General features: G+C 39.6%; 36 protein-coding genes. 33 read left to right on the plus strand and 3 right to left on the minus strand.

Features of this window, described 5'->3' with window-relative positions; genetic code table 11:
- Nucleotides 1-162: 162 nt before the first annotated feature.
- From A5844_RS04945 to rpiA, 3 genes are all read right to left on the minus strand, one after another.
- Entirely contained in the window at nucleotides 163-849 is a 687-nt protein-coding gene (locus tag A5844_RS04945) for a 2,3-diphosphoglycerate-dependent phosphoglycerate mutase (protein ID WP_086284173.1), read from the minus strand.
- A 274-nt stretch (nucleotides 850-1,123) separates the two neighbouring features.
- A complete protein-coding gene (locus tag A5844_RS04950) occupies nucleotides 1,124-1,708 on the minus strand; it encodes a recombinase family protein (protein ID WP_086284174.1) in 585 nt (194 codons plus the stop codon).
- A 112-nt stretch (nucleotides 1,709-1,820) separates the two neighbouring features.
- Nucleotides 1,821-2,504, minus strand: coding sequence for a ribose-5-phosphate isomerase RpiA (rpiA, locus tag A5844_RS04955; RefSeq protein ID WP_086284175.1), 684 nt, complete (start codon nucleotides 2,502-2,504; stop codon nucleotides 1,821-1,823).
- 303 nt (nucleotides 2,505-2,807) lie between these two features.
- On the opposite strand from rpiA, the gene rpsL reads away from it, so the two are divergent.
- The 33 genes from rpsL (at nucleotide 2,808) to rplQ (ending at nucleotide 21,880) form a co-directional block, all read left to right on the plus strand.
- On the plus strand, nucleotides 2,808-3,221 hold the full coding sequence (gene rpsL, locus A5844_RS04960; protein ID WP_002294318.1) for a 30S ribosomal protein S12: 414 nt from the start codon (nucleotides 2,808-2,810) through the stop codon (nucleotides 3,219-3,221).
- A gap of 86 nt (nucleotides 3,222-3,307) precedes the next feature.
- Entirely contained in the window at nucleotides 3,308-3,778 is a 471-nt protein-coding gene (rpsG, locus tag A5844_RS04965; RefSeq protein WP_086284176.1) for a 30S ribosomal protein S7, read from the plus strand.
- Between the two features lie 78 nt (nucleotides 3,779-3,856).
- Nucleotides 3,857-5,941, plus strand: a complete 2,085-nt coding sequence (fusA, locus tag A5844_RS04970; protein WP_086284177.1) for an elongation factor G — start codon at nucleotides 3,857-3,859, stop codon at nucleotides 5,939-5,941.
- A gap of 174 nt (nucleotides 5,942-6,115) precedes the next feature.
- Nucleotides 6,116-7,303: an elongation factor Tu gene (gene tuf, locus A5844_RS04975; RefSeq protein ID WP_086284178.1), complete on the plus strand. Its 1,188-nt coding sequence runs from the start codon at nucleotides 6,116-6,118 to the stop codon at nucleotides 7,301-7,303.
- Between the two features lie 475 nt (nucleotides 7,304-7,778).
- Nucleotides 7,779-8,087: a 30S ribosomal protein S10 gene (gene rpsJ / locus A5844_RS04980; RefSeq protein ID WP_086284179.1), complete on the plus strand. Its 309-nt coding sequence runs from the start codon at nucleotides 7,779-7,781 to the stop codon at nucleotides 8,085-8,087.
- Between the two features lie 28 nt (nucleotides 8,088-8,115).
- Nucleotides 8,116-8,745, plus strand: a complete 630-nt coding sequence (gene rplC / locus A5844_RS04985; RefSeq protein ID WP_010734470.1) for a 50S ribosomal protein L3 — start codon at nucleotides 8,116-8,118, stop codon at nucleotides 8,743-8,745.
- Nucleotides 8,746-8,772: 27 nt separating this feature from the next.
- Nucleotides 8,773-9,396 (plus strand): 50S ribosomal protein L4, encoded by a 624-nt coding sequence (rplD, locus tag A5844_RS04990; protein ID WP_086284180.1) that lies wholly within the window; start codon nucleotides 8,773-8,775, stop codon nucleotides 9,394-9,396.
- Nucleotides 9,396-9,686, plus strand: coding sequence for a 50S ribosomal protein L23 (rplW, locus tag A5844_RS04995; protein ID WP_002290449.1), 291 nt, complete (start codon nucleotides 9,396-9,398; stop codon nucleotides 9,684-9,686). The genes rplD and rplW overlap by 1 nt, the downstream gene beginning before the upstream one ends.
- Nucleotides 9,687-9,724: 38 nt before the next feature.
- Nucleotides 9,725-10,558, plus strand: coding sequence for a 50S ribosomal protein L2 (gene rplB / locus A5844_RS05000; protein WP_086284181.1), 834 nt, complete (start codon nucleotides 9,725-9,727; stop codon nucleotides 10,556-10,558).
- A gap of 42 nt (nucleotides 10,559-10,600) precedes the next feature.
- Nucleotides 10,601-10,879, plus strand: a complete 279-nt coding sequence (rpsS, locus tag A5844_RS05005) for a 30S ribosomal protein S19 (protein ID WP_002288655.1) — start codon at nucleotides 10,601-10,603, stop codon at nucleotides 10,877-10,879.
- A 22-nt stretch (nucleotides 10,880-10,901) separates the two neighbouring features.
- On the plus strand, nucleotides 10,902-11,249 hold the full coding sequence (gene rplV / locus A5844_RS05010; RefSeq protein ID WP_086284182.1) for a 50S ribosomal protein L22: 348 nt from the start codon (nucleotides 10,902-10,904) through the stop codon (nucleotides 11,247-11,249).
- Nucleotides 11,250-11,262: 13 nt separating this feature from the next.
- A complete protein-coding gene (gene rpsC, locus A5844_RS05015; protein WP_010720446.1) occupies nucleotides 11,263-11,919 on the plus strand; it encodes a 30S ribosomal protein S3 in 657 nt (218 codons plus the stop codon).
- Between the two features lie 2 nt (nucleotides 11,920-11,921).
- Nucleotides 11,922-12,356, plus strand: a complete 435-nt coding sequence (rplP, locus tag A5844_RS05020) for a 50S ribosomal protein L16 (RefSeq protein WP_086284183.1) — start codon at nucleotides 11,922-11,924, stop codon at nucleotides 12,354-12,356.
- Nucleotides 12,346-12,534 carry a 50S ribosomal protein L29 gene (rpmC, locus tag A5844_RS05025; RefSeq protein ID WP_002288664.1) on the plus strand — a complete coding sequence of 63 codons (189 nt, stop codon included), beginning with the start codon at nucleotides 12,346-12,348 and terminating at the stop codon, nucleotides 12,532-12,534. The genes rplP and rpmC overlap by 11 nt, the downstream gene beginning before the upstream one ends.
- 24 nt (nucleotides 12,535-12,558) lie before the next feature.
- Nucleotides 12,559-12,825, plus strand: coding sequence for a 30S ribosomal protein S17 (gene rpsQ / locus A5844_RS05030; protein WP_067483538.1), 267 nt, complete (start codon nucleotides 12,559-12,561; stop codon nucleotides 12,823-12,825).
- Nucleotides 12,826-12,882: 57 nt separating this feature from the next.
- The gene (gene rplN / locus A5844_RS05035; RefSeq protein ID WP_086284184.1) at nucleotides 12,883-13,251 is read left to right on the plus strand and encodes a 50S ribosomal protein L14; all 369 of its coding nucleotides are present in this window, start codon (nucleotides 12,883-12,885) and stop codon (nucleotides 13,249-13,251) included.
- Nucleotides 13,252-13,287: 36 nt separating this feature from the next.
- The gene (rplX, locus tag A5844_RS05040; RefSeq protein WP_086284185.1) at nucleotides 13,288-13,596 is read left to right on the plus strand and encodes a 50S ribosomal protein L24; all 309 of its coding nucleotides are present in this window, start codon (nucleotides 13,288-13,290) and stop codon (nucleotides 13,594-13,596) included.
- Between the two features lie 28 nt (nucleotides 13,597-13,624).
- Nucleotides 13,625-14,164 (plus strand): 50S ribosomal protein L5, encoded by a 540-nt coding sequence (gene rplE, locus A5844_RS05045; protein WP_034689410.1) that lies wholly within the window; start codon nucleotides 13,625-13,627, stop codon nucleotides 14,162-14,164.
- Between the two features lie 18 nt (nucleotides 14,165-14,182).
- Nucleotides 14,183-14,368, plus strand: coding sequence for a type Z 30S ribosomal protein S14 (locus A5844_RS05050; protein WP_002356214.1), 186 nt, complete (start codon nucleotides 14,183-14,185; stop codon nucleotides 14,366-14,368).
- A 36-nt stretch (nucleotides 14,369-14,404) separates the two neighbouring features.
- Nucleotides 14,405-14,803, plus strand: coding sequence for a 30S ribosomal protein S8 (rpsH, locus tag A5844_RS05055; protein WP_086284186.1), 399 nt, complete (start codon nucleotides 14,405-14,407; stop codon nucleotides 14,801-14,803).
- A gap of 31 nt (nucleotides 14,804-14,834) precedes the next feature.
- Nucleotides 14,835-15,371 (plus strand): 50S ribosomal protein L6, encoded by a 537-nt coding sequence (gene rplF / locus A5844_RS05060; protein WP_086284187.1) that lies wholly within the window; start codon nucleotides 14,835-14,837, stop codon nucleotides 15,369-15,371.
- A gap of 163 nt (nucleotides 15,372-15,534) precedes the next feature.
- The gene (gene rplR, locus A5844_RS05065; protein ID WP_086284188.1) at nucleotides 15,535-15,891 is read left to right on the plus strand and encodes a 50S ribosomal protein L18; all 357 of its coding nucleotides are present in this window, start codon (nucleotides 15,535-15,537) and stop codon (nucleotides 15,889-15,891) included.
- 20 nt (nucleotides 15,892-15,911) lie between these two features.
- Entirely contained in the window at nucleotides 15,912-16,412 is a 501-nt protein-coding gene (gene rpsE, locus A5844_RS05070; protein ID WP_010734456.1) for a 30S ribosomal protein S5, read from the plus strand.
- 14 nt (nucleotides 16,413-16,426) lie between these two features.
- On the plus strand, nucleotides 16,427-16,606 hold the full coding sequence (gene rpmD / locus A5844_RS05075) for a 50S ribosomal protein L30 (RefSeq protein ID WP_010734455.1): 180 nt from the start codon (nucleotides 16,427-16,429) through the stop codon (nucleotides 16,604-16,606).
- Between the two features lie 46 nt (nucleotides 16,607-16,652).
- Nucleotides 16,653-17,093, plus strand: a complete 441-nt coding sequence (gene rplO, locus A5844_RS05080; RefSeq protein WP_086284189.1) for a 50S ribosomal protein L15 — start codon at nucleotides 16,653-16,655, stop codon at nucleotides 17,091-17,093.
- Complete coding sequence (gene secY / locus A5844_RS05085) at nucleotides 17,093-18,388, plus strand: preprotein translocase subunit SecY (RefSeq protein WP_086284190.1); 1,296 nt, start codon at nucleotides 17,093-17,095, stop codon at nucleotides 18,386-18,388. The genes rplO and secY overlap by 1 nt, the downstream gene beginning before the upstream one ends.
- A gap of 59 nt (nucleotides 18,389-18,447) precedes the next feature.
- Complete coding sequence (locus A5844_RS05090) at nucleotides 18,448-19,095, plus strand: adenylate kinase (protein WP_086284191.1); 648 nt, start codon at nucleotides 18,448-18,450, stop codon at nucleotides 19,093-19,095.
- A gap of 191 nt (nucleotides 19,096-19,286) precedes the next feature.
- Entirely contained in the window at nucleotides 19,287-19,505 is a 219-nt protein-coding gene (infA, locus tag A5844_RS05095; RefSeq protein ID WP_002288695.1) for a translation initiation factor IF-1, read from the plus strand.
- Between the two features lie 32 nt (nucleotides 19,506-19,537).
- Nucleotides 19,538-19,654, plus strand: a complete 117-nt coding sequence (gene rpmJ / locus A5844_RS05100) for a 50S ribosomal protein L36 (RefSeq protein ID WP_002288710.1) — start codon at nucleotides 19,538-19,540, stop codon at nucleotides 19,652-19,654.
- Nucleotides 19,655-19,671: 17 nt separating this feature from the next.
- Nucleotides 19,672-20,037, plus strand: coding sequence for a 30S ribosomal protein S13 (rpsM, locus tag A5844_RS05105; RefSeq protein ID WP_002288713.1), 366 nt, complete (start codon nucleotides 19,672-19,674; stop codon nucleotides 20,035-20,037).
- A 27-nt stretch (nucleotides 20,038-20,064) separates the two neighbouring features.
- Nucleotides 20,065-20,454, plus strand: a complete 390-nt coding sequence (rpsK, locus tag A5844_RS05110) for a 30S ribosomal protein S11 (RefSeq protein WP_086284192.1) — start codon at nucleotides 20,065-20,067, stop codon at nucleotides 20,452-20,454.
- Nucleotides 20,455-20,533: 79 nt separating this feature from the next.
- On the plus strand, nucleotides 20,534-21,472 hold the full coding sequence (locus tag A5844_RS05115) for a DNA-directed RNA polymerase subunit alpha (protein WP_086284193.1): 939 nt from the start codon (nucleotides 20,534-20,536) through the stop codon (nucleotides 21,470-21,472).
- A gap of 27 nt (nucleotides 21,473-21,499) precedes the next feature.
- A complete protein-coding gene (rplQ, locus tag A5844_RS05120) occupies nucleotides 21,500-21,880 on the plus strand; it encodes a 50S ribosomal protein L17 (RefSeq protein WP_005880733.1) in 381 nt (126 codons plus the stop codon).
- Nucleotides 21,881-21,905 lie beyond the last annotated feature (25 nt).

Raw genomic sequence — 21,905 nt, forward strand, 5'->3', positions numbered from 1 at the left:
AATTTCTAGGTGTTCAATGTAAGATAAACGATGTTTCAGAAATAACCAAAAAAACAAACCGACGAATCTCGAAAATAGGAAAGCTATTTTCGGATTTTTCGGTTTGTTTCTTAGGGCTAGACTCATAGTCGTAGCCTGTTGTTATACTAATCTCACAAAAGTTTATAAGTAGTATTTTTTGATTACTGTCAAGTCATCGTCTAATTCATAAACAAGTGGTTGACCTGTTGGGATTTCAAGATCCATGATGTCATCATCAGAGATACCTTCGATATGTTTAGCTAAAGCACGTAAAGAGTTACCGTGTGCTGCCACCAAAACAGTTTTGTTGTCTAACAATGCTGGAGCAATGTGATCTTGCCAGAATGGTAATGCACGTTCTAGAGTAACTTTTAAGTTTTCTCCACCAGGTACGTCACGTTTGTCTAACATTGCATAACGACGATCGTTTGCTGCAGAACCTTCATCATTTACATCCATTAATGGAGGAAGAGTATCATAAGAACGGCGCCAGATGTGTACTTGTTCGTCACCGTATTTTTCTGCAGTTTCTTTTTTGTTTAGACCTTGTAATTTACCATAGTGACGTTCGTTTAAGCGCCATGATTTGATTTGAGGTACCCATAATTGATCTGAGTATTCTAAAATCAAGTTACAAGTTTTGATTGCACGAGTCAAAACAGAAGTGTAAGCAATATCGAATTCGATTCCAGCTTCTTTGATCTTGCGTCCGCCTTCTTTTGCTTCTTCGATTCCTTCTGGTGCTAGGTCTACATCAGCCCAACCAGTAAATTGGTTCAATGCATTCCATTCACTAAGACCATGACGTGAAAAAACTAATTTTGGCATGTTTCGCTCTCCTTTAAGATAGGTTATATTTCTGAAAATTTCAGTTCTGCCTTATTGTACAATTTTTTTGAAGAGATTTCCATTGAAAAATGTAGGAAGTGCCATGAAAGTAGAGGAGGTGGTTAGAAAAAGAAGCTAGTAAAACAAGCAGAATAGTTGAGTTCTCGCTCAAATCGCTTATCTTACTGGCTTCATATCAGGTGTGAAATAAATCTATATTTTTTTATGATTTCTTCTTATAATAGATAAATTGAAATCCTTTAATTTTTCTTAGCTAATTAAATAATTGCTGGATATCTTTTTCCGGTAAATTGATGTATTTATAGCAAGTGCCGACAGAGACACCGCATTTTGTTGAAATAAATTGAATCGTTTCTTTCTTTTCATAATAGAGGCGACGAATTTTTTTGATGGTCTTTGCGTCGATTTTCGGACGTCCGCCAATTTTCCCTTTTTTACGTGCTTCATCCAATCCGATAAGTGTACGCTCTTTGATTAAGGTACATTCCATCTCAGCTAATCCTTCCATTAATTGGAAATAGATTTTCCCCATTGGTTCACGCGTATCGATGTGTTCATCGATGCTCACTAAATGTAAGCCACGATCTTTGAATAGTTGCGTGAATTCTGTTAATTGCCTAGTAGATTTTCCCAAGCGATGAAGCTGGCAAATGACTAATGTATCACCTTGTTGTAATTCATTGATTACTTTTTCTAAACAAATGTTGTCGGATATAGTGTCTTTTGAGCCATAAGCTTCGTGAAAAATTTCTTGACAACCAAAATCAGAGAGTTGCTCCACTTGAGTAGTCAGATCAACATCATTTATGGTTGTGCGTGCATAACCGATAATCTTCATGGTGAGTCCTTTCTAACAATGTTTTTCTAAGTGTTTATAACAAGTAAAAATGTAGCATAAACTAAATAAAAAAGATAGTTTTTTTAGGAATTTTCAGCGAATCACTTGATCCTTATTTTTGGTGGGGTGAATCTAAGAGACGCACACCATTTTCAGAACCAACAACTACTTTTGAAACCATGTGAAGAAATAGCCCGTGTTCCACAACGCCTACTAACTGATCCAAATAAGCAGCTAGTTTTTCGGGTTCTTCTATTTTATTGAGATGCAAATCAATAATATAATGACCACTATCTGTTTTTAAGACATCACCAGTGAGGGTAGTACGTAATACTGGATGATAATTGCGTTCTTTAAAAATACGCATCAATTGTTGTGACCCGTAAGGAATAACTTCCACAGGTAGGGGGAACCGACCTAATTGTTTCACTAATTTTGATTCATCCACGATCCAAATCGTTTCTTTTGAATAAGTAGCCACGATTTTTTCAAACAATAGTGCGGCACCACCACCTTTGATCCCATGAAAATCAGAGCTGATTTCATCTGCACCATCGATTGTCAAGTCCACCATAGAGACTTCATCAATACTTTTTAAAGGGATACCTAGTGACTCCGCTTGTTCTTTTGTCGCATTTGATGTCGTGACTCCAGTGATTTGTAATCCTTCTTCACGCATCCGACGACCGATTTCTTCTACCATATAATAGGCGGTAGAACCAGTTCCTAACCCGACGATCATTCTGTCTTTGACAAATCCAGCTGCTTTTATACCTGCGGCTTGTTTTAAATTCATGTCTCTTTCCATCCTTTCACAATTGCTCTTTACTAGCTATTTTAGCTTGATTTAGGGGAAAAAGATAGTTGGCATATCTCGTTTTCTGCTACTAAAAAAAATCTAAGCGATTAGTTGACATTCTATTTTATCCATGATATTCTAACAAAGGTGCTTTATCTACAGGTCTCTATGAAGAGACGTGCTGACTGTTTATCAAAGCATATTTGATAAAGATGCATATTGCATTTATTTTTTATCACAAAAAAAGAACCACCTGGATGTGTGGAACTAGATGTGAATCGTGGGAAGGAGGAACTAGGAATGCCTACAATTAATCAATTAGTACGTAAACCTCGTAAATCAAAGGTGGAAAAATCTAATTCACCTGCTTTGAACAAAGGATATAACAGCTTTAAGAAAACTCAAACAAACGTGAACTCTCCTCAAAAACGTGGGGTAGCAACACGTGTGGGTACTATGACACCTAAAAAACCGAACTCAGCTTTACGTAAATATGCTCGTGTTCGTTTGTCAAACTTAATTGAAGTTACTGCTTATATCCCAGGGATTGGTCACAATTTACAAGAACACAGCGTGGTACTATTACGCGGTGGACGTGTAAAAGACTTACCAGGGGTACGTTACCATATCGTTCGTGGTGCACTAGATACTGCTGGTGTGAATGATCGTAAACAAAGCCGTTCTAAATACGGTACAAAAAAACCTAAAGCTTAATTTTAATTATACGATACAAATGAAAATTGAAGCTGTGAAAAACAGCTCGATAACTATGAAGAATATTTCGGAAGGAGGAGTTACGGATGCCACGTAAAGGTCCTGTTGCAAAACGTGATGTTTTACCAGATCCTATTTATAACTCAAAATTAGTAACACGCTTGATCAACCGTGTAATGGTTGATGGAAAACGCGGTGTTGCAGCTAATATTATCTATAATGCCTTTGATTTGATCAAAGAGTCTACAGGTAACGATCCATTGGAAGTGTTTGAACAAGCAATGAAAAATGTAATGCCTGTTCTTGAAGTTAAAGCACGTCGTGTTGGGGGTTCAAACTATCAAGTACCAGTTGAAGTTCGCCCTGAACGTCGTACGACTTTAGCACTTCGTTGGGTAGTAAACTACGCTCGTCTGCGCGGTGAACACACAATGGAAGAACGCTTAGCTAAAGAAATCATGGATGCTGCAAACAACACAGGTGCTTCTGTTAAAAAACGTGAAGACACTCATAAAATGGCAGACGCTAACCGCGCATTTGCTCATTATCGTTGGTAAGATCCTCTCTGCCTGTTGGTTTAAACAACAGCAGAAAGTCAATTTACAATCGATTTAAATAGAGAGAGGAGTAAGAAAATGGCAAGAGAATTTTCGCTAGAAAACACTCGTAATATTGGTATCATGGCTCACGTTGATGCAGGTAAAACTACAACAACAGAGCGTATCTTGTACTATACTGGTAAAATCCATAAAATTGGTGAAACTCACGAAGGAGCTTCACAAATGGACTGGATGGAACAAGAGCAAGAACGTGGTATCACGATTACATCTGCTGCCACTACTGCGCAGTGGAAAGGCTACCGCGTAAATATCATTGACACACCAGGACACGTAGACTTCACAATCGAAGTTCAACGTTCTTTACGTGTATTAGATGGTGCGGTAACTGTACTTGACTCACAGTCAGGTGTTGAACCTCAAACTGAAACTGTTTGGCGCCAAGCAACTGAGTACCGAGTGCCTCGTATCGTATTCTGTAACAAAATGGATAAAATCGGTGCAGACTTCTTATACTCAGTGAAATCATTACATGATCGCTTGCAAGCCAACGCGCATCCAATTCAATTACCAATCGGTTCAGAAGAAAACTTCACTGGAATCATTGATTTGGTTAAAATGAAAGCTGAAATCTACACAAATGACTTAGGAACTGACATTCAAGAAACAGAAATCCCTGAAGAATATGTAGACTTAGCAAATGAATGGCGTGAAAAATTAGTCGAAGCTGTTGCTGAAACAGACGAAGAACTAATGATGAAATATCTTGAAGGTGAAGAAATCACACAAGAAGAATTGATTGCCGGTATCCGTCGTGCAACAATCAATGTTGAATTCTTCCCAGTATTAGCTGGTTCTGCATTTAAGAACAAAGGGGTTCAATTAATGTTGGATGCTGTTCTTGATTACTTGCCTTCACCAGTTGATATTGAAGCAATCAAAGGTATCGATACAAAAACAGACGAAGAAACAACACGTCCTGCTGATGACGAAGCACCATTTGCTTCATTAGCATTTAAAGTAATGACTGACCCATTCGTAGGTCGTCTAACTTTCTTCCGTGTTTACTCAGGTGTCCTTGAAAGTGGATCATACGTATTGAACGCTTCTAAAGGTAAAAAAGAACGTATCGGACGTATCTTACAGATGCATGCGAACACTCGTCAAGAAATTGACAAAGTGTACTCAGGTGATATCGCTGCTGCAGTTGGATTGAAAGATACAACTACAGGAGATACACTATGTGCATTAGATGCACCGGTTATCCTTGAATCAATCGAATTCCCTGAACCAGTTATCCAAGTCGCTGTTGAACCTAAATCAAAAGCTGACCAAGATAAAATGGGTGTTGCTTTACAAAAACTTGCTGAAGAAGATCCATCATTCCGAGTTGAAACAAATGTTGAAACGGGAGAAACAGTTATCTCAGGAATGGGTGAGTTGCATTTAGACGTCTTAGTAGACCGTATGAAACGTGAGTTCAAAGTTGAAGCGAACGTTGGTGCTCCTCAAGTTTCTTATCGTGAAACATTCCGTGAAGCAACTAAAGCTGAAGGTAAATTTGTACGTCAGTCTGGTGGTAAAGGACAATACGGTCACGTATGGGTTGAATTTACACCAAACGAAGAAGGTAAAGGATTCGAATTCGAAAACGCAATCGTGGGTGGGGTCGTTCCTCGTGAATACATCCCAGCTGTTGAAAAAGGTTTAGAAGAATCTATGAACAACGGGGTTCTTGCTGGCTATCCATTAGTGGATATCAAAGCAAAACTTTACGATGGTTCATACCATGACGTCGATTCAAATGAAACAGCATTCCGTGTGGCAGCATCAATGGCTTTAAGAGCCGCTGCAAAACATGCACGCCCTGTAATCCTTGAACCAATGATGAAAGTTACAATTACTGTACCTGAAGATTACTTAGGTGATATCATGGGACATGTAACAAGCCGACGCGGACGTGTCGAAGGAATGGAAGCGCATGGTAACTCACAAATCGTGAATGCGATCGTTCCATTGGCAGAAATGTTCGGTTATGCAACAACATTGCGTTCAGCAACTCAAGGACGTGGTACTTTCATGATGGTATTCGATCACTATGAAGATGTACCGAAATCTGTTCAAGAAGAAATCATTAAGAAAAATGGCGGAAAAGCTAGCTAATTTCTTAAAGCAAGGTAATCTCGTTAAGAGATTTATCTAGAGACTGTATTTTTAATACGGTTTCGTGTAAAATAACTTTTGATGATACGGGTATGTGATTGACAATTTTGTCTATCACATTCCTATCAGACAAATAAAAAAATCAAACTGTAATTTTAGGGAGGATATTTTAAAATGGCAAAAGAAAAATTTGACCGTTCAAAACCACACGTTAACATCGGTACTATCGGACACGTTGACCATGGTAAAACTACTTTAACAGCTGCAATCACAACTGTACTATCTAAGAAAAACGGCGGCCAAGCAATGGCTTACGATCAAATCGATGGTGCTCCAGAAGAACGCGAACGCGGAATCACTATCTCAACAGCACACGTTGAGTACGAAACTGACGCACGTCACTACGCTCACGTTGACTGCCCAGGACACGCGGACTACGTTAAAAACATGATCACTGGTGCTGCTCAAATGGACGGAGCAATCTTGGTTGTTTCTGCTGCTGACGGCCCTATGCCTCAAACTCGTGAACACATTCTATTATCTCGTCAAGTTGGTGTACCATACATCGTTGTATTCTTGAACAAAGTAGATATGGTTGACGATGAAGAATTACTAGAATTAGTTGAAATGGAAGTTCGTGACCTATTAACAGAATACGAATTCCCTGGTGACGATGTTCCTGTAGTTGCTGGATCAGCTCTAAGAGCATTAGAAGGCGACGCTTCATACGAAGAAAAAATTCTTGAATTGATGGCTGCAGTTGACGAATATATCCCAACTCCAGAACGTGAAAACGACAAACCATTCATGATGCCAGTTGAGGACGTATTCTCAATCACTGGACGTGGGACTGTTGCTACAGGTCGTGTAGAACGTGGACAAGTTCGCGTTGGTGACGAAGTTGAAGTTGTCGGTATTGCTGAAGAAACTTCAAAAACAACTGTAACTGGTGTTGAAATGTTCCGTAAATTGTTAGACTACGCTGAAGCTGGTGATAACATCGGTGCATTGCTACGTGGTGTTTCACGTGACGATATCCAACGTGGACAAGTTTTAGCTAAACCAGGTACAATCACACCTCATACAAAATTCTCTGCTGAAGTATACGTGTTGACAAAAGAAGAAGGTGGACGTCACACTCCATTCTTCACTAACTACCGTCCACAATTCTACTTCCGTACAACTGACGTAACTGGTGTTGTTGAATTGCCAGAAGGAACTGAAATGGTTATGCCTGGCGATAACGTAACAATGGAAGTTGAATTAATCCACCCAATCGCTATCGAAAACGGTACTAAATTCTCAATCCGTGAAGGCGGACGTACAGTTGGTGCCGGTGTTGTTACAGAAATCAAAGCTTAATTCTTAATTAAGTCTAGCTACATCTATTCGGACGTTAAAGTTCGAGGTAAGGATTTGATCCTTGCCTCGAACTTTTTTTGTCTTATAATAAGAAAGTTGTCAAAATCTGTGGCATCAAACAAGGCTCATCCTGTTTATGAGGTGTAAATGGTGAAGGAAATTTGATTCATTCTATGAAAAAATTGAAGAATCTCTCTTATTAGAAATGGGAGATTTCACGCATGAATACTCAAATGAAAATCCATGAAAATAATCTTATCTTTTACATTAAAAAACCTTGCTTTGTAGTTTAGGATGTATTATAATTACAAAGGTGCGTTTACCATAAAGGAATCGCACAGACGAAATCAGCTTGATTTTGTCGGCGAAGAAACGAGAGGTTGCGACACGCCCGGACGCTTTGCCACGAACGAGCGTGACGGAAATTTTCGTGGAGCTATGTCTACTTTTCAAAATAGGCGAAGGAGGGAACAAGATGGCAAAACAAAAAATTCGTATCCGTTTAAAAGCGTATGAACACCGTATTTTAGATCAATCAGCGGATAAAATCGTGGAAACTGCAAAGAGAACTGGAGCTGGCGTTGCTGGTCCAATTCCATTACCAACAGAACGCAGTCTTTACACAGTTATTCGTGCGACACATAAATACAAAGATTCACGCGAACAATTCGAAATGCGTACACACAAACGTCTTATCGACATTGTGAACCCAACACCAAAAACAGTTGATGCTTTAATGAAGCTTGACTTACCATCAGGTGTTAACATCGAAATCAAACTATAAAAATTAAATTAATAATGGAGGTGTACTCATGACCAAAGGAATCTTAGGGAAAAAAGTGGGAATGACACAAATCTTCACTGAATCTGGTGAATTAATTCCAGTTACTGTTGTAGAAGCTACGCCAAACGTAGTACTACAAGTAAAAACAATGGAAACAGATGGCTACGAAGCTATCCAAGTTGGTTACCAAGATAAACGTGAAGTTTTATCAAACAAACCTGCGAAAGGTCATGTTGCAAAAGCAAACACGGCTCCTAAGCGCTTCATTCGTGAATTCAAAAATGTTGAGCTAGGAGAATATGAAGTAGGAAAAGAAATTACAGTTGATGTTTTCCAAGCAGGAGACATTATTGATGTAACAGGTACTACGAAAGGTAAAGGATTCCAAGGGGTTATCAAACGTCACGGCCAAAGCCGCGGACCAATGGCTCACGGTTCTCGCTACCATCGTCGTCCTGGGTCAATGGGTCCAGTTGCACCTAACCGTGTATTCAAAAACAAACGTCTTGCTGGCCGTATGGGTGGCAACCGCGTAACGATCCAAAACTTGGAAGTTGTACGCGTAGATGCTGAAAGAAACGTCATCTTGATCAAAGGTAACGTTCCTGGAGCGAAAAAATCATTAATCACTATCAAATCAGCTGTAAAAGCTAAATAATTGTAGGGAGAAAGGAGGAACTAAGGAATGCCGAATGTAGCATTATTCAAACAAGATGGAAGCCAAAACGGTGAAATCACTCTTAACGAAGAAATCTTCGGAATTGAACCAAATGAAAGTGTTGTTTACGATGCAATCGTTATGCAACGCGCATCATTAAGACAAGGAACACATGCGGTTAAAAACCGTAGCGCTGTTCGAGGCGGTGGCCGCAAACCATGGCGTCAAAAAGGAACTGGTCGTGCTCGTCAAGGATCAATCCGCTCACCACAATGGCGTGGAGGTGGCGTAGTCTTTGGACCAACACCACGTTCTTACAGCTACAAACTTCCTAAAAAAGTTCGTCGTTTAGCAATGAAATCTGTATTGTCAGAAAAAGTTGCTGAAAACAACTTGGTAGCAATCGAAGGATTAAGCTTTGATGCACCAAAAACTAAAGAATTTAAACAAGTTCTTGCTAACTTGTCTATTGACTCTAAAGTATTAGTAGTTTTAGAAACTGGTAACGACTTTGCTGCACTATCTGCACGTAACTTACCAAACGTTTCTGTGGTAACTTCTGATAACGTTAGCGTTCTAGATGTTGTTTCAAATACAAAAGTGTTAGCAACACAAACTGCTCTTACTCAAATTGAGGAGGTGCTTGCATAATGAACTTACTAGACGTAATCAAACGCCCGGTGATCACTGAAAAATCAATGCTTGCCATGGATGACAAGAAATATACTTTCGAAGTGGACACTCGTGCAAACAAAACTTTAGTAAAACAAGCGGTTGAAGCTGCTTTTGACGTAAAAGTCAAAAACGTGAATATCGTGAACGTACGTGCGAAATTCAAACGTATGGGCAAATATGCAGGATATACAAAAAAACGTCGCAAAGCGATCGTTACATTAACTGAAGATTCAAAAGAAATCCAATTATTCGAAGCTGCTGAATAAGCAGAACTAGATAACTCATTAAATTAGGAGGGAAAAACGTGGCGATTAAAAAGTACAAACCTACCTCAAATGGTCGTCGTAACATGACAGGTTCTGATTTTGCTGAAATCACAACATCAACACCTGAAAAATCATTGTTACAACCATTGAAAAACCATGCTGGACGTAACAACAACGGCCGCATCACTGTACGTCATCAAGGTGGCGGACATAAACGCCAATATCGCGTGATCGACTTCAAACGTAACAAAGATAACGTTGTTGCAACTGTTCAAACGATCGAATATGATCCAAATCGTTCAGCTAACATCGCGTTAGTACATTATGAAGATGGAGTGAAAGCTTACATCTTAGCACCAAAAGGACTACAAGTTGGAATGAAACTTGTTTCAGGTCCTGAAGCAGATATCAAAATCGGAAATGCTCTTCCATTAGAAAACATTCCGGTTGGTACTGTAATCCACAACATTGAAATGAAACCTGGCAAAGGCGGACAATTGATCCGTTCAGCTGGTACAAGTGCACAAGTACTTGGTAAAGAAGGAAAATACGTATTGATCCGCTTAAACTCTGGCGAAGTTCGTATGATTCTTGCTGCATGCCGTGCAACAATCGGTTCTGTAGGTAACGAACAACACGAATTGATCAATATCGGTAAAGCTGGCCGCTCTCGTTGGATGCGTAAACGCCCAACTGTACGTGGTAGCGTAATGAACCCTAATGATCACCCACACGGTGGTGGTGAAGGTAAAGCACCAATCGGACGTAAAGCACCAGTTTCTCCATGGGGTCAACCAGCTCTTGGTTATAAAACTCGTGATAAGAAAGCTAAATCGGACAAACTTATTGTTCGTCGTCGCAAAAATAAATAAATACTTTGACCATGTGTCGCACATTTTGAGAGGAGGTTCACCATGGGTCGTAGTTTAAAGAAAGGACCTTTCGTTGATGAGCATTTAATGAAAAAAGTTGAAGCTCAAGCTGGGGTCGAAAAGAAAAAAGTAATCAAAACTTGGTCTCGTCGTTCGACTGTTTTCCCAAGTTTTGTTGGATATACCATCGCAGTATACGATGGACGTAAACACGTACCAGTTTACATCCAAGAAGATATGGTAGGACACAAATTAGGTGAATTCGCACCAACTAGAACTTATCGTGGGCATGCTGCAGACGATAAGAAAACGAAACGCTAATTTGAGGGGAGGATAAAAGCATATGGTAGAACAAATCACATCAGCTAAAGCAACTGCTAAAACAGTTCGCACTTCGCCTCGTAAAGCGCGTTTAGTAATTGACCTTATCAGAGGTAAAAGTGTTGCGGATGCAATTTCAATCTTGAAATTCACACCAAACAAATCTGCTGGAATCATCGAGAAAGTTTTGATGTCAGCAGTTGCGAATGCAGAAAACAACTTTGACTTAGATGTTGAGAACTTGGTAGTATCTGAAGCATTTGTCAATGAAGGACCAACAATGAAACGTTTCCGTCCTCGTGCAAAAGGTTCAGCTTCACCAATCAACAAACGTACAAGTCATATCACGGTAGTCGTATCAGAAAAATAAGGAGGGATAATCAGTGGGTCAAAAAGTACATCCAATTGGAATGCGTGTAGGCATCATCCGCGACTGGGATGCAAAATGGTATGCTGAAAAAGAGTATGCAGAGTTCTTACACGAAGATCTAAGAATCCGTAAATTTATTTCAACTAAACTTGCTGATGCTGCTGTATCAACAATTGAAATCGAGCGTGCAACAGGCCGCGTAAACATTTCAATTCACACAGCTAAACCAGGTATGGTAATTGGTAAAGGCGGATCTGAAGTCGAAAACCTAAGAAAAGAATTAAACAAATTAACTGGTAAAAGAATTCACATCAACATCGTGGAAATCAAAAAACCAGATTTAGATGCTAAATTAGTAGGTGAAGGAATCGCACGTCAATTAGAAAACCGTGTTGCTTTCCGTCGCGCTCAAAAACAAGCCATCCAACGTTCAATGCGTGCTGGCGCTAAAGGAATCAAAACTCAAGTATCTGGACGTCTAAACGGTGCGGACATCGCTCGTTCAGAAGGATACTCAGAAGGAACAGTTCCTCTTCATACTTTACGTGCGGACATTGACTACGCATGGGAAGAAGCAGATACAACATACGGAAAACTAGGAGTTAAAGTGTGGATCTATCGTGGAGAAATTCTTCCAACTAAAAAAAACACTGAGAAAGGAGGGAAATAATCATGTTAGTACCTAAACGTGTAAAACACCGTCGTGAATTCCGCGGAAAAATGCGTGGGGAAGCGAAAGGCGGAAAAGAAGTCGTATTCGGTGAATACGGTTTGCAAGCTGTTGATTCACATTGGATCACAAACCGCCAAATCGAAGCTGCTCGTATCGCAATGACTCGTTACATGAAACGTGGTGGGAAAGTATGGATTAAAATTTTCCCTCACAAATCTTATACTGCCAAAGCAATTGGGGTACGTATGGGTTCTGGTAAAGGGGCACCTGAAGGATGGGTTGCACCAGTAAAACGTGGTAAAATCATGTTTGAAATCGCAGGCGTTCCTGAAGAAGTTGCTCGTGAAGCGTTACGTCTAGCTTCTCACAAATTACCAATGAAAACTAAGATCGTAAAACGTGAGGAAATGGGTGGTGAATCGAATGAAGGTTAAAGAAATCAGAGAATTAACCACTGCCGAAATGCTTGATCAAGAAAAACAATTAAAAGAAGAATTGTTTAATCTTAGATTCCAATTAGCAACAGGTCAATTAGAAAACACTGCACGTATTAAAGAAGTACGTAAATCGATTGCACGCATCAAAACTGTATTGCGTGAACAAGCTAAGTAATTATGGAAGGAGGCCATTAAGCGTATGACTGAAGAAAGAAATCAACGCAAAGTTTATCAAGGTCGTGTGGTTTCAGACAAAATGGATAAAACAATTACCGTTGCTGTCGAAACAAAGAAAAACCACCCTATCTATGGCAAACGCATGAACTATTCTAAGAAATACAAAGTACATGATGAAAACAACACAGCAAAAGTTGGCGACATCGTGAGAATTATGGAAACTCGTCCATTATCAGCTACCAAACGTTTCCGTTTATTGGAAGTAGTCGAAGAAGCAGTTATTATCTAATAACACGAGATTTTCCTATATAGATTGAATGCAAAATCTGAAAGGAGGATACACAACGTGATCCAAGCAGAAAGTCGTTTAAAAATCGCTGATAATTCAGGCGCACGTGAAATTTTGACGATCAAAGTCCTTGGTGGTTCTGGTCGTAAAACTGCGAACATCGGTGATGTGATCGTTGCTACGGTTAAACAAGCAACGCCAGGTGGGGTTGTCAAAAAAGGTGACGTCGTAAAAGCCGTTATTGTTAGAACAAAATCAGGAGCTCGTCGTGCCGACGGTTCATATATCAAATTTGATGAAAATGCTGCAGTGATTATTCGTGATGATAAAAGCCCTCGTGGAACACGTATCTTTGGGCCAGTTGCACGTGAACTACGTGAAAACAACTTCATGAAGATCGTTTCGTTAGCACCAGAAGTTTTATAATCTTGAAACACTTATCGAAGGAGGTGCGAAACAGTTATGTTTGTTAAAAAAGGCGATAAAGTTAAAGTGATCACTGGAAAAGACAAAAACAAAGAAGGCGTTGTATTAGCAGCGTTTCCTAAACAAGATAAAGTGATTGTCGAAGGTGTGAACATGATCAAAAAACACCAAAAACCTTCTCAAGCTGCTCCTCAAGGTGGGATTGTTGAGATGGAAGCGCCACTTCACGTATCTAACGTGATGGTCATCGACTCTACTGGTGTAGCTGGCCGAGTTGGCTACAAAGAAGTAGACGGCAAAAAAGTCCGTGTTTCTAAAAAAACCGGTGAAGTTTTAGATAAATAAAAAGTTTAAGGAAGGAGGGTCTTACTGAATGAACCGCCTAAAAGAAAAATATCTTAAAGAAGTAACTCCATCATTGATGGAAAAATTTAACTATAGCTCTGTTATGCAAACACCTAAAGTTGAAAAAATCGTCATCAACATGGGTGTTGGTGATGCGGTATCAAACGCTAAAAACTTAGACAAAGCAGTTGAAGAACTAACTTTGATCACTGGTCAAAAACCTATGATTACAAAAGCAAAAAAATCAATCGCTGGATTCCGTTTGCGTGAAGGAATGCCAATTGGTGCAAAAGTTACCTTACGCGGAGAAAGAATGTACGAATTTTTAGATAAATTAGTATCTGTTTCTCTACCACGTGTACGTGACTTCCATGGTGTAAGTAAGAAAGCCTTTGACGGTCGTGGAAACTATACTTTAGGTATTAAAGAACAATTGATCTTCCCAGAAGTTGATTATGATTTAGTAGATAAAGTACGTGGTATGGACATCGTTATTGTAACAACAGCCAACACAGATGAAGAATCTCGTGAGTTGTTGACACAATTAGGCATGCCATTCCAAAAATAATTAAAGGAGGCGAACTACGTGGCTAAAAAATCAATGATTGCTAAAAACAAACGTCCTGCAAAACATTCAACACAAGCTTACACTCGTTGCGAACGTTGCGGACGTCCACATTCAGTTTATCGTAAGTTCCATCTTTGCCGTATTTGCTTCCGCGAACTTGCCTATAAAGGTCAAATTCCCGGCGTGAAGAAAGCTAGCTGGTAAAAAAGTAAATTCGCATAAGAAGGAGGTAAAAGGTCAATGGTCATGACAGATCCAATTGCAGATTTTCTAACTCGTATCCGTAACGCAAATATGGTTAAACACGAGTCTTTAGAAGTACCTGCGTCAAAAATTAAACGTGACATCGCTGAAATCTTAAAACGTGAAGGTTTCGTCCGTGATGTTGAATATATCGAAGATGACAAACAAGGCGTGATCCGTGTTTTCCTAAAATTTGGGAAAGATGGCGAACGTGTTATCACTAACTTAAAACGTATCTCTAAACCAGGTTTACGTGTTTACGTTAAAGCTGGCGAAGTACCAAAAGTATTGAACGGTTTAGGTATCGCAATTATTTCGACTTCTGAAGGTGTAGTCACTGATAAAGAAGCTCGTGAGAAAAACATCGGCGGCGAAGTTATCGCTTACGTATGGTAATAAAGTAGAATCTACAAGGAGGTGTCTTTAAGTGAGCCGTATTGGAAATAAAGTTGTTGTGATCCCTGAAGGAGTAACAATCACTCAAGATGGAAACAACATTACAGTTAAAGGACCAAAAGGGGAATTGACTCGTGCGTTTTCTTCTGATATCAAAATGAATATCGAAGGCAATGAAGTAACTTTCACTCGTCCAAATGACAGTAAAGAAATGAAAACAATCCATGGAACTACTCGTGCTAACTTCAACAACATGGTTGTAGGTGTTAGTGAAGGATTCCAAAAAGCTTTAGAATTAATCGGGGTTGGGTACCGTGCACAATTACAAGGATCAAAACTTGTATTGAACGTAGGTTACTCACATCCAGTCGAAATCACACCACCAGCTGGCGTTACTGTTGAAGTACCATCTAATACACAAGTAATTGTCAAAGGTGCGAATAAAGAAGAAGTTGGCGAACTAGCTGCGAACATTCGCGGAACTCGTCCTCCAGAACCTTATAAAGGTAAAGGTATTCGTTATGTTGGCGAATATGTACGCCGTAAAGAAGGTAAAACTGGTAAATAATCGTTTCGAAAAATTGCATAGAAGCCAGCAGCAAGAAAAAGAAATTTTGCTGAAGTATACCTTCATTAAGAGACATTTAACTTGTGCCGCAGCTTCTATTTTTTCAAAACTGATCGTTACTGCTTGATAAAGGCAGAACAATAAAAATAAAGAGGTGACAATTGTGATTACAAAACCAGATAAGAACAAAACACGTCAAAAGAGACATCGTCGTGTACGTAACAATATCTCTGGTACTGCTGAGCGCCCACGCTTGAACGTTTTTCGTTCTAATAAAAACATCTACGCGCAAATCATTGATGACGTAGCGGGTGTAACGCTAGCAAGTGCCTCTACCTTGGATAAAGAAATTTCAGGTGGAACAAAAACAGAAGCAGCACAAGCTGTCGGTAAATTAGTTGCTGAACGTGCAGCTGAAAAAGGCGTTAAAGTAGTAGTCTTTGACCGTGGTGGATACCTTTACCATGGCCGTGTTCAAGCTTTAGCTGAAGCTGCTCGCGAAAATGGACTAGAATTTTAGAAGAAGGAGGAATACCATTCATGGTTTATATCGATCCAAAACATTTGGAATTAGAAGACCGCGTTGTTGCAATTAACCGTGTAACAAAAGTTGTTAAAGGTGGACGTCGTCTACGTTTTGCTGCTTTAGTTGTTGTCGGTGACAAAAACGGACATGTAGGATTTGGTACTGGTAAAGCACAAGAAGTACCTGAAGCAATCCGTAAAGCAATTGAAGATGCGAAGAAAAACTTAGTTGAAGTACCTATGGTTGGTTCAACAATCCCACACGAAGTAATCGGTGCTTTTAGTGGTGGTAGAATCCTAATGAAACCTGCTGTTGAAGGTTCTGGGGTTGCTGCTGGTGGACCAGTTCGTGCCGTATTAGAATTAGCAGGGGTAGCAGATATCACTTCTAAATCTTTAGGCTCAAACACACCAATCAACGTTGTTCGTGCAACAGTTGAAGGTTTGAAACAATTGAAACGTGCTGAAGAAGTTGCAGCTCTACGCGGCAAATCAGTTGAAGAATTAATCGGATAAGGAGGACAAACATAATGGCTGAATTAAAAGTTACTTTAAAACGCAGTATTATCGGACGTCCTCAAAACCAACGCGATACAGTTAAAGCGTTAGGTCTTACAAAGATTAACAGTTCAGTGGTTAAGCCTGCTAATGAAGCAATCAAAGGCATGATCAACACTGTTTCTCACTTAGTGGACGTTGAAGAAGTTTAATTAAAACATCATCATAGAACTAGAATATTAAGGAGGTGCCAAACCTATGAAACTTCATGAATTAAAACCCGCTGAAGGTTCACGCCAAGTACGTAACCGTGTTGGTCGTGGTACTTCTTCAGGTAACGGAAAAACTGCCGGACGTGGTCAAAAAGGACAAAAAGCTCGTTCAGGCGGAGGTGTACGTTTAGGATTTGAAGGTGGACAAACACCTTTATTCCGTCGCTTACCAAAACGTGGTTTTACAAATGTGAACCGCAAAGATTACGCTGTTATTAATTTAGATGTTTTGAATCGCTTTGAAGACGGAGCAGAAGTAACTCCAGTTACTTTAGTTGAAGCTGGAATCGTGAAAAACGAAAAAGCTGGAATCAAAGTATTAGCAAACGGAGACTTAAACAAGAAATTAACTGTGAAAGCAGCTAAATTCTCAAAAGCAGCTCAAGAAGCAATCGAAGCAGCCGGTGGCTCAATCGAGGTGATCTAATGCTTAAACTATTAAAAGACGCTTTTAAAGTCAAAGATATTAGATCAAAAATCCTTTTCACAGTATTTGTTCTGTTTGTATTTCGCCTTGGGGCCCACATTACGGTTCCAGGAGTAAATGCGAGTTCATTACAAAATCTTTCTTCGTTACCATTTTTCAACATGTTGAACTTGGTAAGTGGTAGTGCAATGCAAAACTTTTCTATCTTCTCGATGGGGGTTTCGCCATACATCACTGCTTCAATCGTTATCCAGCTATTACAGATGGATATCGTACCTCGATTTGTTGAATGGTCTAAGCAAGGAGAAGTGGGTCGTAAAAAGTTAAACCAAGCAACGAGATATTTGACATTAGTATTGGCGTTTATCCAATCGGTCGGTATTACTGCAGGGTTTAACCAATATGCCCAATTAGGTTTTGTAAAGAATCCAGATGTATCTACTTATGTAACCATCGGTCTGATTTTGACTGCGGGTACAATGTTTGTCACTTGGTTAGGTGAGCAAATCACTGAAAAAGGAATCGGTAATGGAGTGTCAATGATCATCTTTGCAGGGATCATTTCCAGACTTCCGGAAAGTGTCAGAGAAATTTATGAAGATTACTTTGTAAATATCAATTCTTCTGATATTTGGAAATCTGCCATTTTTGTGGCCATTTTACTTGTTGCGGTTTTATTGATCGTGACTTTTGTAACATTTTTCCAACAAGCTGAACGCAAGATTCCGATTCAGTATACGAAACGTGTAGCTGGTGCGCCAACGAGTAGTTATCTACCGTTGAAAGTGAACGCTGCTGGAGTTATTCCAGTCATCTTTGCTAGTTCATTTATTGCCACACCGAATGCTGTATTACAAGCGTTGAGTGGACGATTTGGTTCTGAAAATTGGTATAAGATAATGATGGAGATCTTTAATTATAATACGGTGCCTGGCGCAACGATTTATACTGTATTGATCGTCGCATTTACATTCTTCTATGCATTTGTCCAAGTAAACCCTGAGAAATTAGCGGAAAACTTGCAAAAGCAAGGAAGTTATATACCAAGCGTACGCCCTGGAAAGGGGACTGAGGAGTATGTCTCAAGCTTACTGATGCGTTTAAGTACAGTCGGTGCACTTTTCCTTGGATTAGTCGCATTGTTACCAATCATTGCTCAAATGATCTGGGACTTGCCTCAATCTATCGGTTTAGGCGGTACAAGTTTATTGATCGTGATCGGTGTAGCTTTAGAAACTGCGAAACAGTTAGAAGGTTTAATGCTGAAACGTAAGTATGTTGGCTTTATTGAGTAAGAAAGCGTGTTGAGGTTTTTCCTCAACACACGTTCTCACATTTATTAGGAGGGAAAGCAATGAACCTCATTTTAATGGGGCTGCCAGGCGCAGGTAAAGGAACACAAGCAGAAAAAATCATTGATGCTTATGGTATTCCTCATATCTCAACAGGAGACATGTTTCGTGCAGCAATCAAAAATGAAACAGCTCTTGGCTTGGAAGCAAAGTCTTATATGGATAAAGGTGCATTAGTTCCTGATGAAGTAACAAATGGAATCGTAAAAGAGCGCTTAGCTGAACCAGATACGGAGAAAGGCTTCTTATTAGATGGTTTTCCTCGTACGATCGAACAAGCTGAAGCTCTAGATGCAATGCTAAAAGAATTAAATAAAAAAATTGATGCTGTCATCGATATCCACGTGGGTGAAGACGTATTGGTTGAGCGCTTAGCTGGCCGGTTCATCTGTCGCAACTGTGGAGCAACTTACCATAAAATTTTCAACCCTACAAAAGTTGAAGACACATGTGATCGTTGTGGTGGGCATGAATTCTATCAAAGAGAAGATGATAAACCTGAGACGGTTAAAAATCGTCTGGCTATCAACATCAAGAATAGTGAACCAATCTTGGCTTATTATAAAGAACAAGGTTTGTTACACACTATCGATGGTGATCGTGAAATCGATGCTGTATTTACTGATGTACAAAAAATCATTGAAAAATAGCACGATTTGCCCGTAGCCGACTTGCATTATGCAGTTACTCTTGTCAAGTTCAATAAATTATGATAGAATATGTCAGTCCGACTTCTAGAGAATCCTCTAGATGATCCATTTTGAGAATTTTGAGGTGGGAACTGCAGTTTCCGCCATTTTATCGTGTGAAAATGCGAAACAAGTACAAGGAGGTACTGTGCGTGGCAAAAGAAGATATGATTGAAGTCGAAGGTACAGTCGTCGAAACTTTGCCGAATGCAATGTTTAAAGTTGAACTAGAAAACGGACACCAAGTTCTTGCAACTGTTTCAGGTAAAATTCGTATGCACTATATCCGTATCTTACCTGGTGACAAAGTGACGGTTGAATTGTCTCCGTATGATCTGAACCGTGGCCGTATCACTTATCGCTTTAAATAATTGTACTCCGTAAAACTACAGGAGGTATTATCATGAAAGTAAGACCATCAGTAAAACCAATGTGTGAACATTGTAAAGTAATTCGTCGTAAAGGACGCGTTATGGTGATTTGCCCAGCAAATCCAAAACATAAACAACGTCAAGGATAATTGGAGGTGCACTAAATATGGCTCGTATTGCAGGAGTAGATATTCCTCGTGATAAACGTGTAGTAGTTTCACTTACTTATATCTATGGTATTGGTAACACTACTGCTAAAAAAATCTTAGCTGATGCTGGCGTGTCTGAAGATGTTCGTGTTCGTGAATTAACGAATGAACAAACAGATGCTATCCGTGCAGAAGTAGATAAGTTAAAAGTTGAAGGGGATCTTCGTCGTGAAGTGAACTTAAACATCAAACGCTTGATGGAAATCGGTTCTTACCGAGGTATCCGTCACCGTCGTGGATTGCCTGTTCGTGGACAAAACACGAAAAACAATGCACGTACTCGTAAAGGCCCAGCTCGCGCTATCGCTGGCAAGAAAAAATAATTCTTAAGTGAAGGAGGTTAAATCTTCATGGTAGCAAAAAAAGTGAATCGTAAACGCCGTGTGAAAAAGAATATAGAATCTGGGATTGCACATATCCACTCTACATTCAACAACACTATCATCATGATCACTGATACTCACGGAAATGCATTAGCGTGGTCATCAGCTGGTTCATTAGGTTTTAAAGGAAGCAAAAAATCAACTCCTTTTGCCGCTCAAATGGCAGCAGAAACAGCTACGAAAGCAGCAATGGAACACGGATTAAAAACTGTTGAAGTAACAGTTAAAGGACCTGGTTCTGGACGTGAAGCAGCAATTCGTTCATTACAAGCGACAGGTTTAGAAGTGACTGCAATTCGTGACGTGACTCCAATTCCTCATAATGGTGCCCGCCCTCCAAAACGCCGTCGTGTTTAATGAGTGCCGCTCATTTTGAGTTCTATTCGTAACGTCATTGAACAAGACACTTTTCGTTTTGAAAGGGGTAAAGATAAGAATGATTGAGTTCGAAAAACCAAGAATCGCAAAAATTGATGAAGAAAAAGATTATGGCAAGTTCATCGTTGAACCTCTTGAAAGAGGGTATGGGACTACTTTAGGGAACTCCCTACGTCGTATTTTATTATCTTCTTTGCCAGGTGCTGCCATCACTAATATTCAAATCGATGGTGTACTGCATGAATTCTCTACCATCAAAGGTGTTAGAGAAGACGTCACTCAAATCATCTTGAACATTAAAGGTTTAGCACTGAAAATGTATGGTCAAGAAGAAAAAACCCTTGAAATCGATATTACCGGACCTGCTACAGTAACTGCTGGCGATATTATCGTTGATAGTGAGGTAGAAATTCTTAACAAAGATATGTACATCTGCAGTGTCTCTGAAGGAGCTACGTTCCATGCTCGCTTAACAGTGAAGCCAGGACGTGGATATGTTCAAGCAGATGAAAATAAAAAAGAAGATATGCCAATCGGTGTTCTTCCAGTCGATTCAATCTATACACCTGTACGTCGTGTAAACTACCAAGTAGAAAATACACGTGTCGGACATCGTGAAGATTTTGATAAATTGACAATGGAGATTTGGACAGATGGTTCAATCGAACCATTGGAAGCAATGAGTTTAGCTGCAAAAATCATGACTGAACATTTAGATATCTTTGTAAACTTAACTGATGAAGCGAAAAACGCTGAAATCATGGTGGAAAAAGAAGAAACACAAAAAGAAAAAATGTTGGAAATGACAATTGAAGAATTAGACTTATCTGTTCGTTCTTATAATTGCTTAAAACGTGCAGGAATCAATACTGTACAAGAACTTACGAATAAATCTGAGCCAGAAATGATCAAAGTCCGCAACTTAGGACGTAAATCATTAGAAGAAGTTAAAGCAAAAATGCATGACTTAGGTTTAGGTTTACGTAAAGAAGATTAAAACCTTTTACGAAGGAGGGAAACCAACGTGAGTTATCGTAAACTAGGACGCACATCTAGCCAACGTAAAGCGATGTTGCGTGATTTAACAACTGACTTATTAATTAATGAACGTATTGTGACGACAGAAGCTCGTGCGAAAGAAGTTCGCTCGACTACTGAAAAAATGATCACTTTAGGCAAACGCGGGGACTTGCATGCACGTCGTCAAGCTGCGGCTTTCGTACGTAATGAAGTTGCTAGCGTACGTGAAGAAAATGAGGATATCGTCATTGAATCAGCTTTGCAAAAACTATTTAATGATATTGCACCTCGTTATGCTGAACGTCAAGGTGGCTATACTCGTATCTTGAAGACAGAACCAAGACGCGGAGACGGTGCACCAATGGTTGTCTTAGAACTTGTCTAAAATCACACTAATAACATCACTTTAT

The organism is Candidatus Enterococcus wittei, from assembly GCF_002140175.1.
In the GTDB taxonomy this organism is placed as follows: domain Bacteria; phylum Bacillota; class Bacilli; order Lactobacillales; family Enterococcaceae; genus Enterococcus_B; species Enterococcus_B wittei.

Bases quoted from the DNA above. Each gene is read 5' to 3' on its own strand.
- A5844_RS04945 (WP_086284173.1), bottom strand. From the start codon at position 849: ATGCCAAAATTAGTTTTTTCACGTCATGGTCTTAGTGAATGGAATGCA.
- A5844_RS04950 (WP_086284174.1), bottom strand. From the start codon at position 1,708: ATGAAGATTATCGGTTATGCACGCACAACCATAAATGATGTTGATCTG.
- rpiA (WP_086284175.1), bottom strand. From the start codon at position 2,504: ATGAATTTAAAACAAGCCGCAGGTATAAAAGCAGCTGGATTTGTCAAA.
- rpsL (WP_002294318.1), top strand. From the start codon at position 2,808: ATGCCTACAATTAATCAATTAGTACGTAAACCTCGTAAATCAAAGGTG.
- rpsG (WP_086284176.1), top strand. From the start codon at position 3,308: ATGCCACGTAAAGGTCCTGTTGCAAAACGTGATGTTTTACCAGATCCT.
- fusA (WP_086284177.1), top strand. From the start codon at position 3,857: ATGGCAAGAGAATTTTCGCTAGAAAACACTCGTAATATTGGTATCATG.
- tuf (WP_086284178.1), top strand. From the start codon at position 6,116: ATGGCAAAAGAAAAATTTGACCGTTCAAAACCACACGTTAACATCGGT.
- rpsJ (WP_086284179.1), top strand. From the start codon at position 7,779: ATGGCAAAACAAAAAATTCGTATCCGTTTAAAAGCGTATGAACACCGT.
- rplC (WP_010734470.1), top strand. From the start codon at position 8,116: ATGACCAAAGGAATCTTAGGGAAAAAAGTGGGAATGACACAAATCTTC.
- rplD (WP_086284180.1), top strand. From the start codon at position 8,773: ATGCCGAATGTAGCATTATTCAAACAAGATGGAAGCCAAAACGGTGAA.
- rplW (WP_002290449.1), top strand. From the start codon at position 9,396: ATGAACTTACTAGACGTAATCAAACGCCCGGTGATCACTGAAAAATCA.
- rpsS (WP_002288655.1), top strand. From the start codon at position 10,601: ATGGGTCGTAGTTTAAAGAAAGGACCTTTCGTTGATGAGCATTTAATG.
- rplV (WP_086284182.1), top strand. From the start codon at position 10,902: ATGGTAGAACAAATCACATCAGCTAAAGCAACTGCTAAAACAGTTCGC.
- rplP (WP_086284183.1), top strand. From the start codon at position 11,922: ATGTTAGTACCTAAACGTGTAAAACACCGTCGTGAATTCCGCGGAAAA.
- rpmC (WP_002288664.1), top strand. From the start codon at position 12,346: ATGAAGGTTAAAGAAATCAGAGAATTAACCACTGCCGAAATGCTTGAT.
- rpsQ (WP_067483538.1), top strand. From the start codon at position 12,559: ATGACTGAAGAAAGAAATCAACGCAAAGTTTATCAAGGTCGTGTGGTT.
- rplX (WP_086284185.1), top strand. From the start codon at position 13,288: ATGTTTGTTAAAAAAGGCGATAAAGTTAAAGTGATCACTGGAAAAGAC.
- rplE (WP_034689410.1), top strand. From the start codon at position 13,625: ATGAACCGCCTAAAAGAAAAATATCTTAAAGAAGTAACTCCATCATTG.
- rpsH (WP_086284186.1), top strand. From the start codon at position 14,405: ATGGTCATGACAGATCCAATTGCAGATTTTCTAACTCGTATCCGTAAC.
- rpsE (WP_010734456.1), top strand. From the start codon at position 15,912: ATGGTTTATATCGATCCAAAACATTTGGAATTAGAAGACCGCGTTGTT.
- rpmD (WP_010734455.1), top strand. From the start codon at position 16,427: ATGGCTGAATTAAAAGTTACTTTAAAACGCAGTATTATCGGACGTCCT.
- rplO (WP_086284189.1), top strand. From the start codon at position 16,653: ATGAAACTTCATGAATTAAAACCCGCTGAAGGTTCACGCCAAGTACGT.
- secY (WP_086284190.1), top strand. From the start codon at position 17,093: ATGCTTAAACTATTAAAAGACGCTTTTAAAGTCAAAGATATTAGATCA.
- A5844_RS05090 (WP_086284191.1), top strand. From the start codon at position 18,448: ATGAACCTCATTTTAATGGGGCTGCCAGGCGCAGGTAAAGGAACACAA.
- rpmJ (WP_002288710.1), top strand. From the start codon at position 19,538: ATGAAAGTAAGACCATCAGTAAAACCAATGTGTGAACATTGTAAAGTA.
- rpsM (WP_002288713.1), top strand. From the start codon at position 19,672: ATGGCTCGTATTGCAGGAGTAGATATTCCTCGTGATAAACGTGTAGTA.
- rpsK (WP_086284192.1), top strand. From the start codon at position 20,065: ATGGTAGCAAAAAAAGTGAATCGTAAACGCCGTGTGAAAAAGAATATA.
- A5844_RS05115 (WP_086284193.1), top strand. From the start codon at position 20,534: ATGATTGAGTTCGAAAAACCAAGAATCGCAAAAATTGATGAAGAAAAA.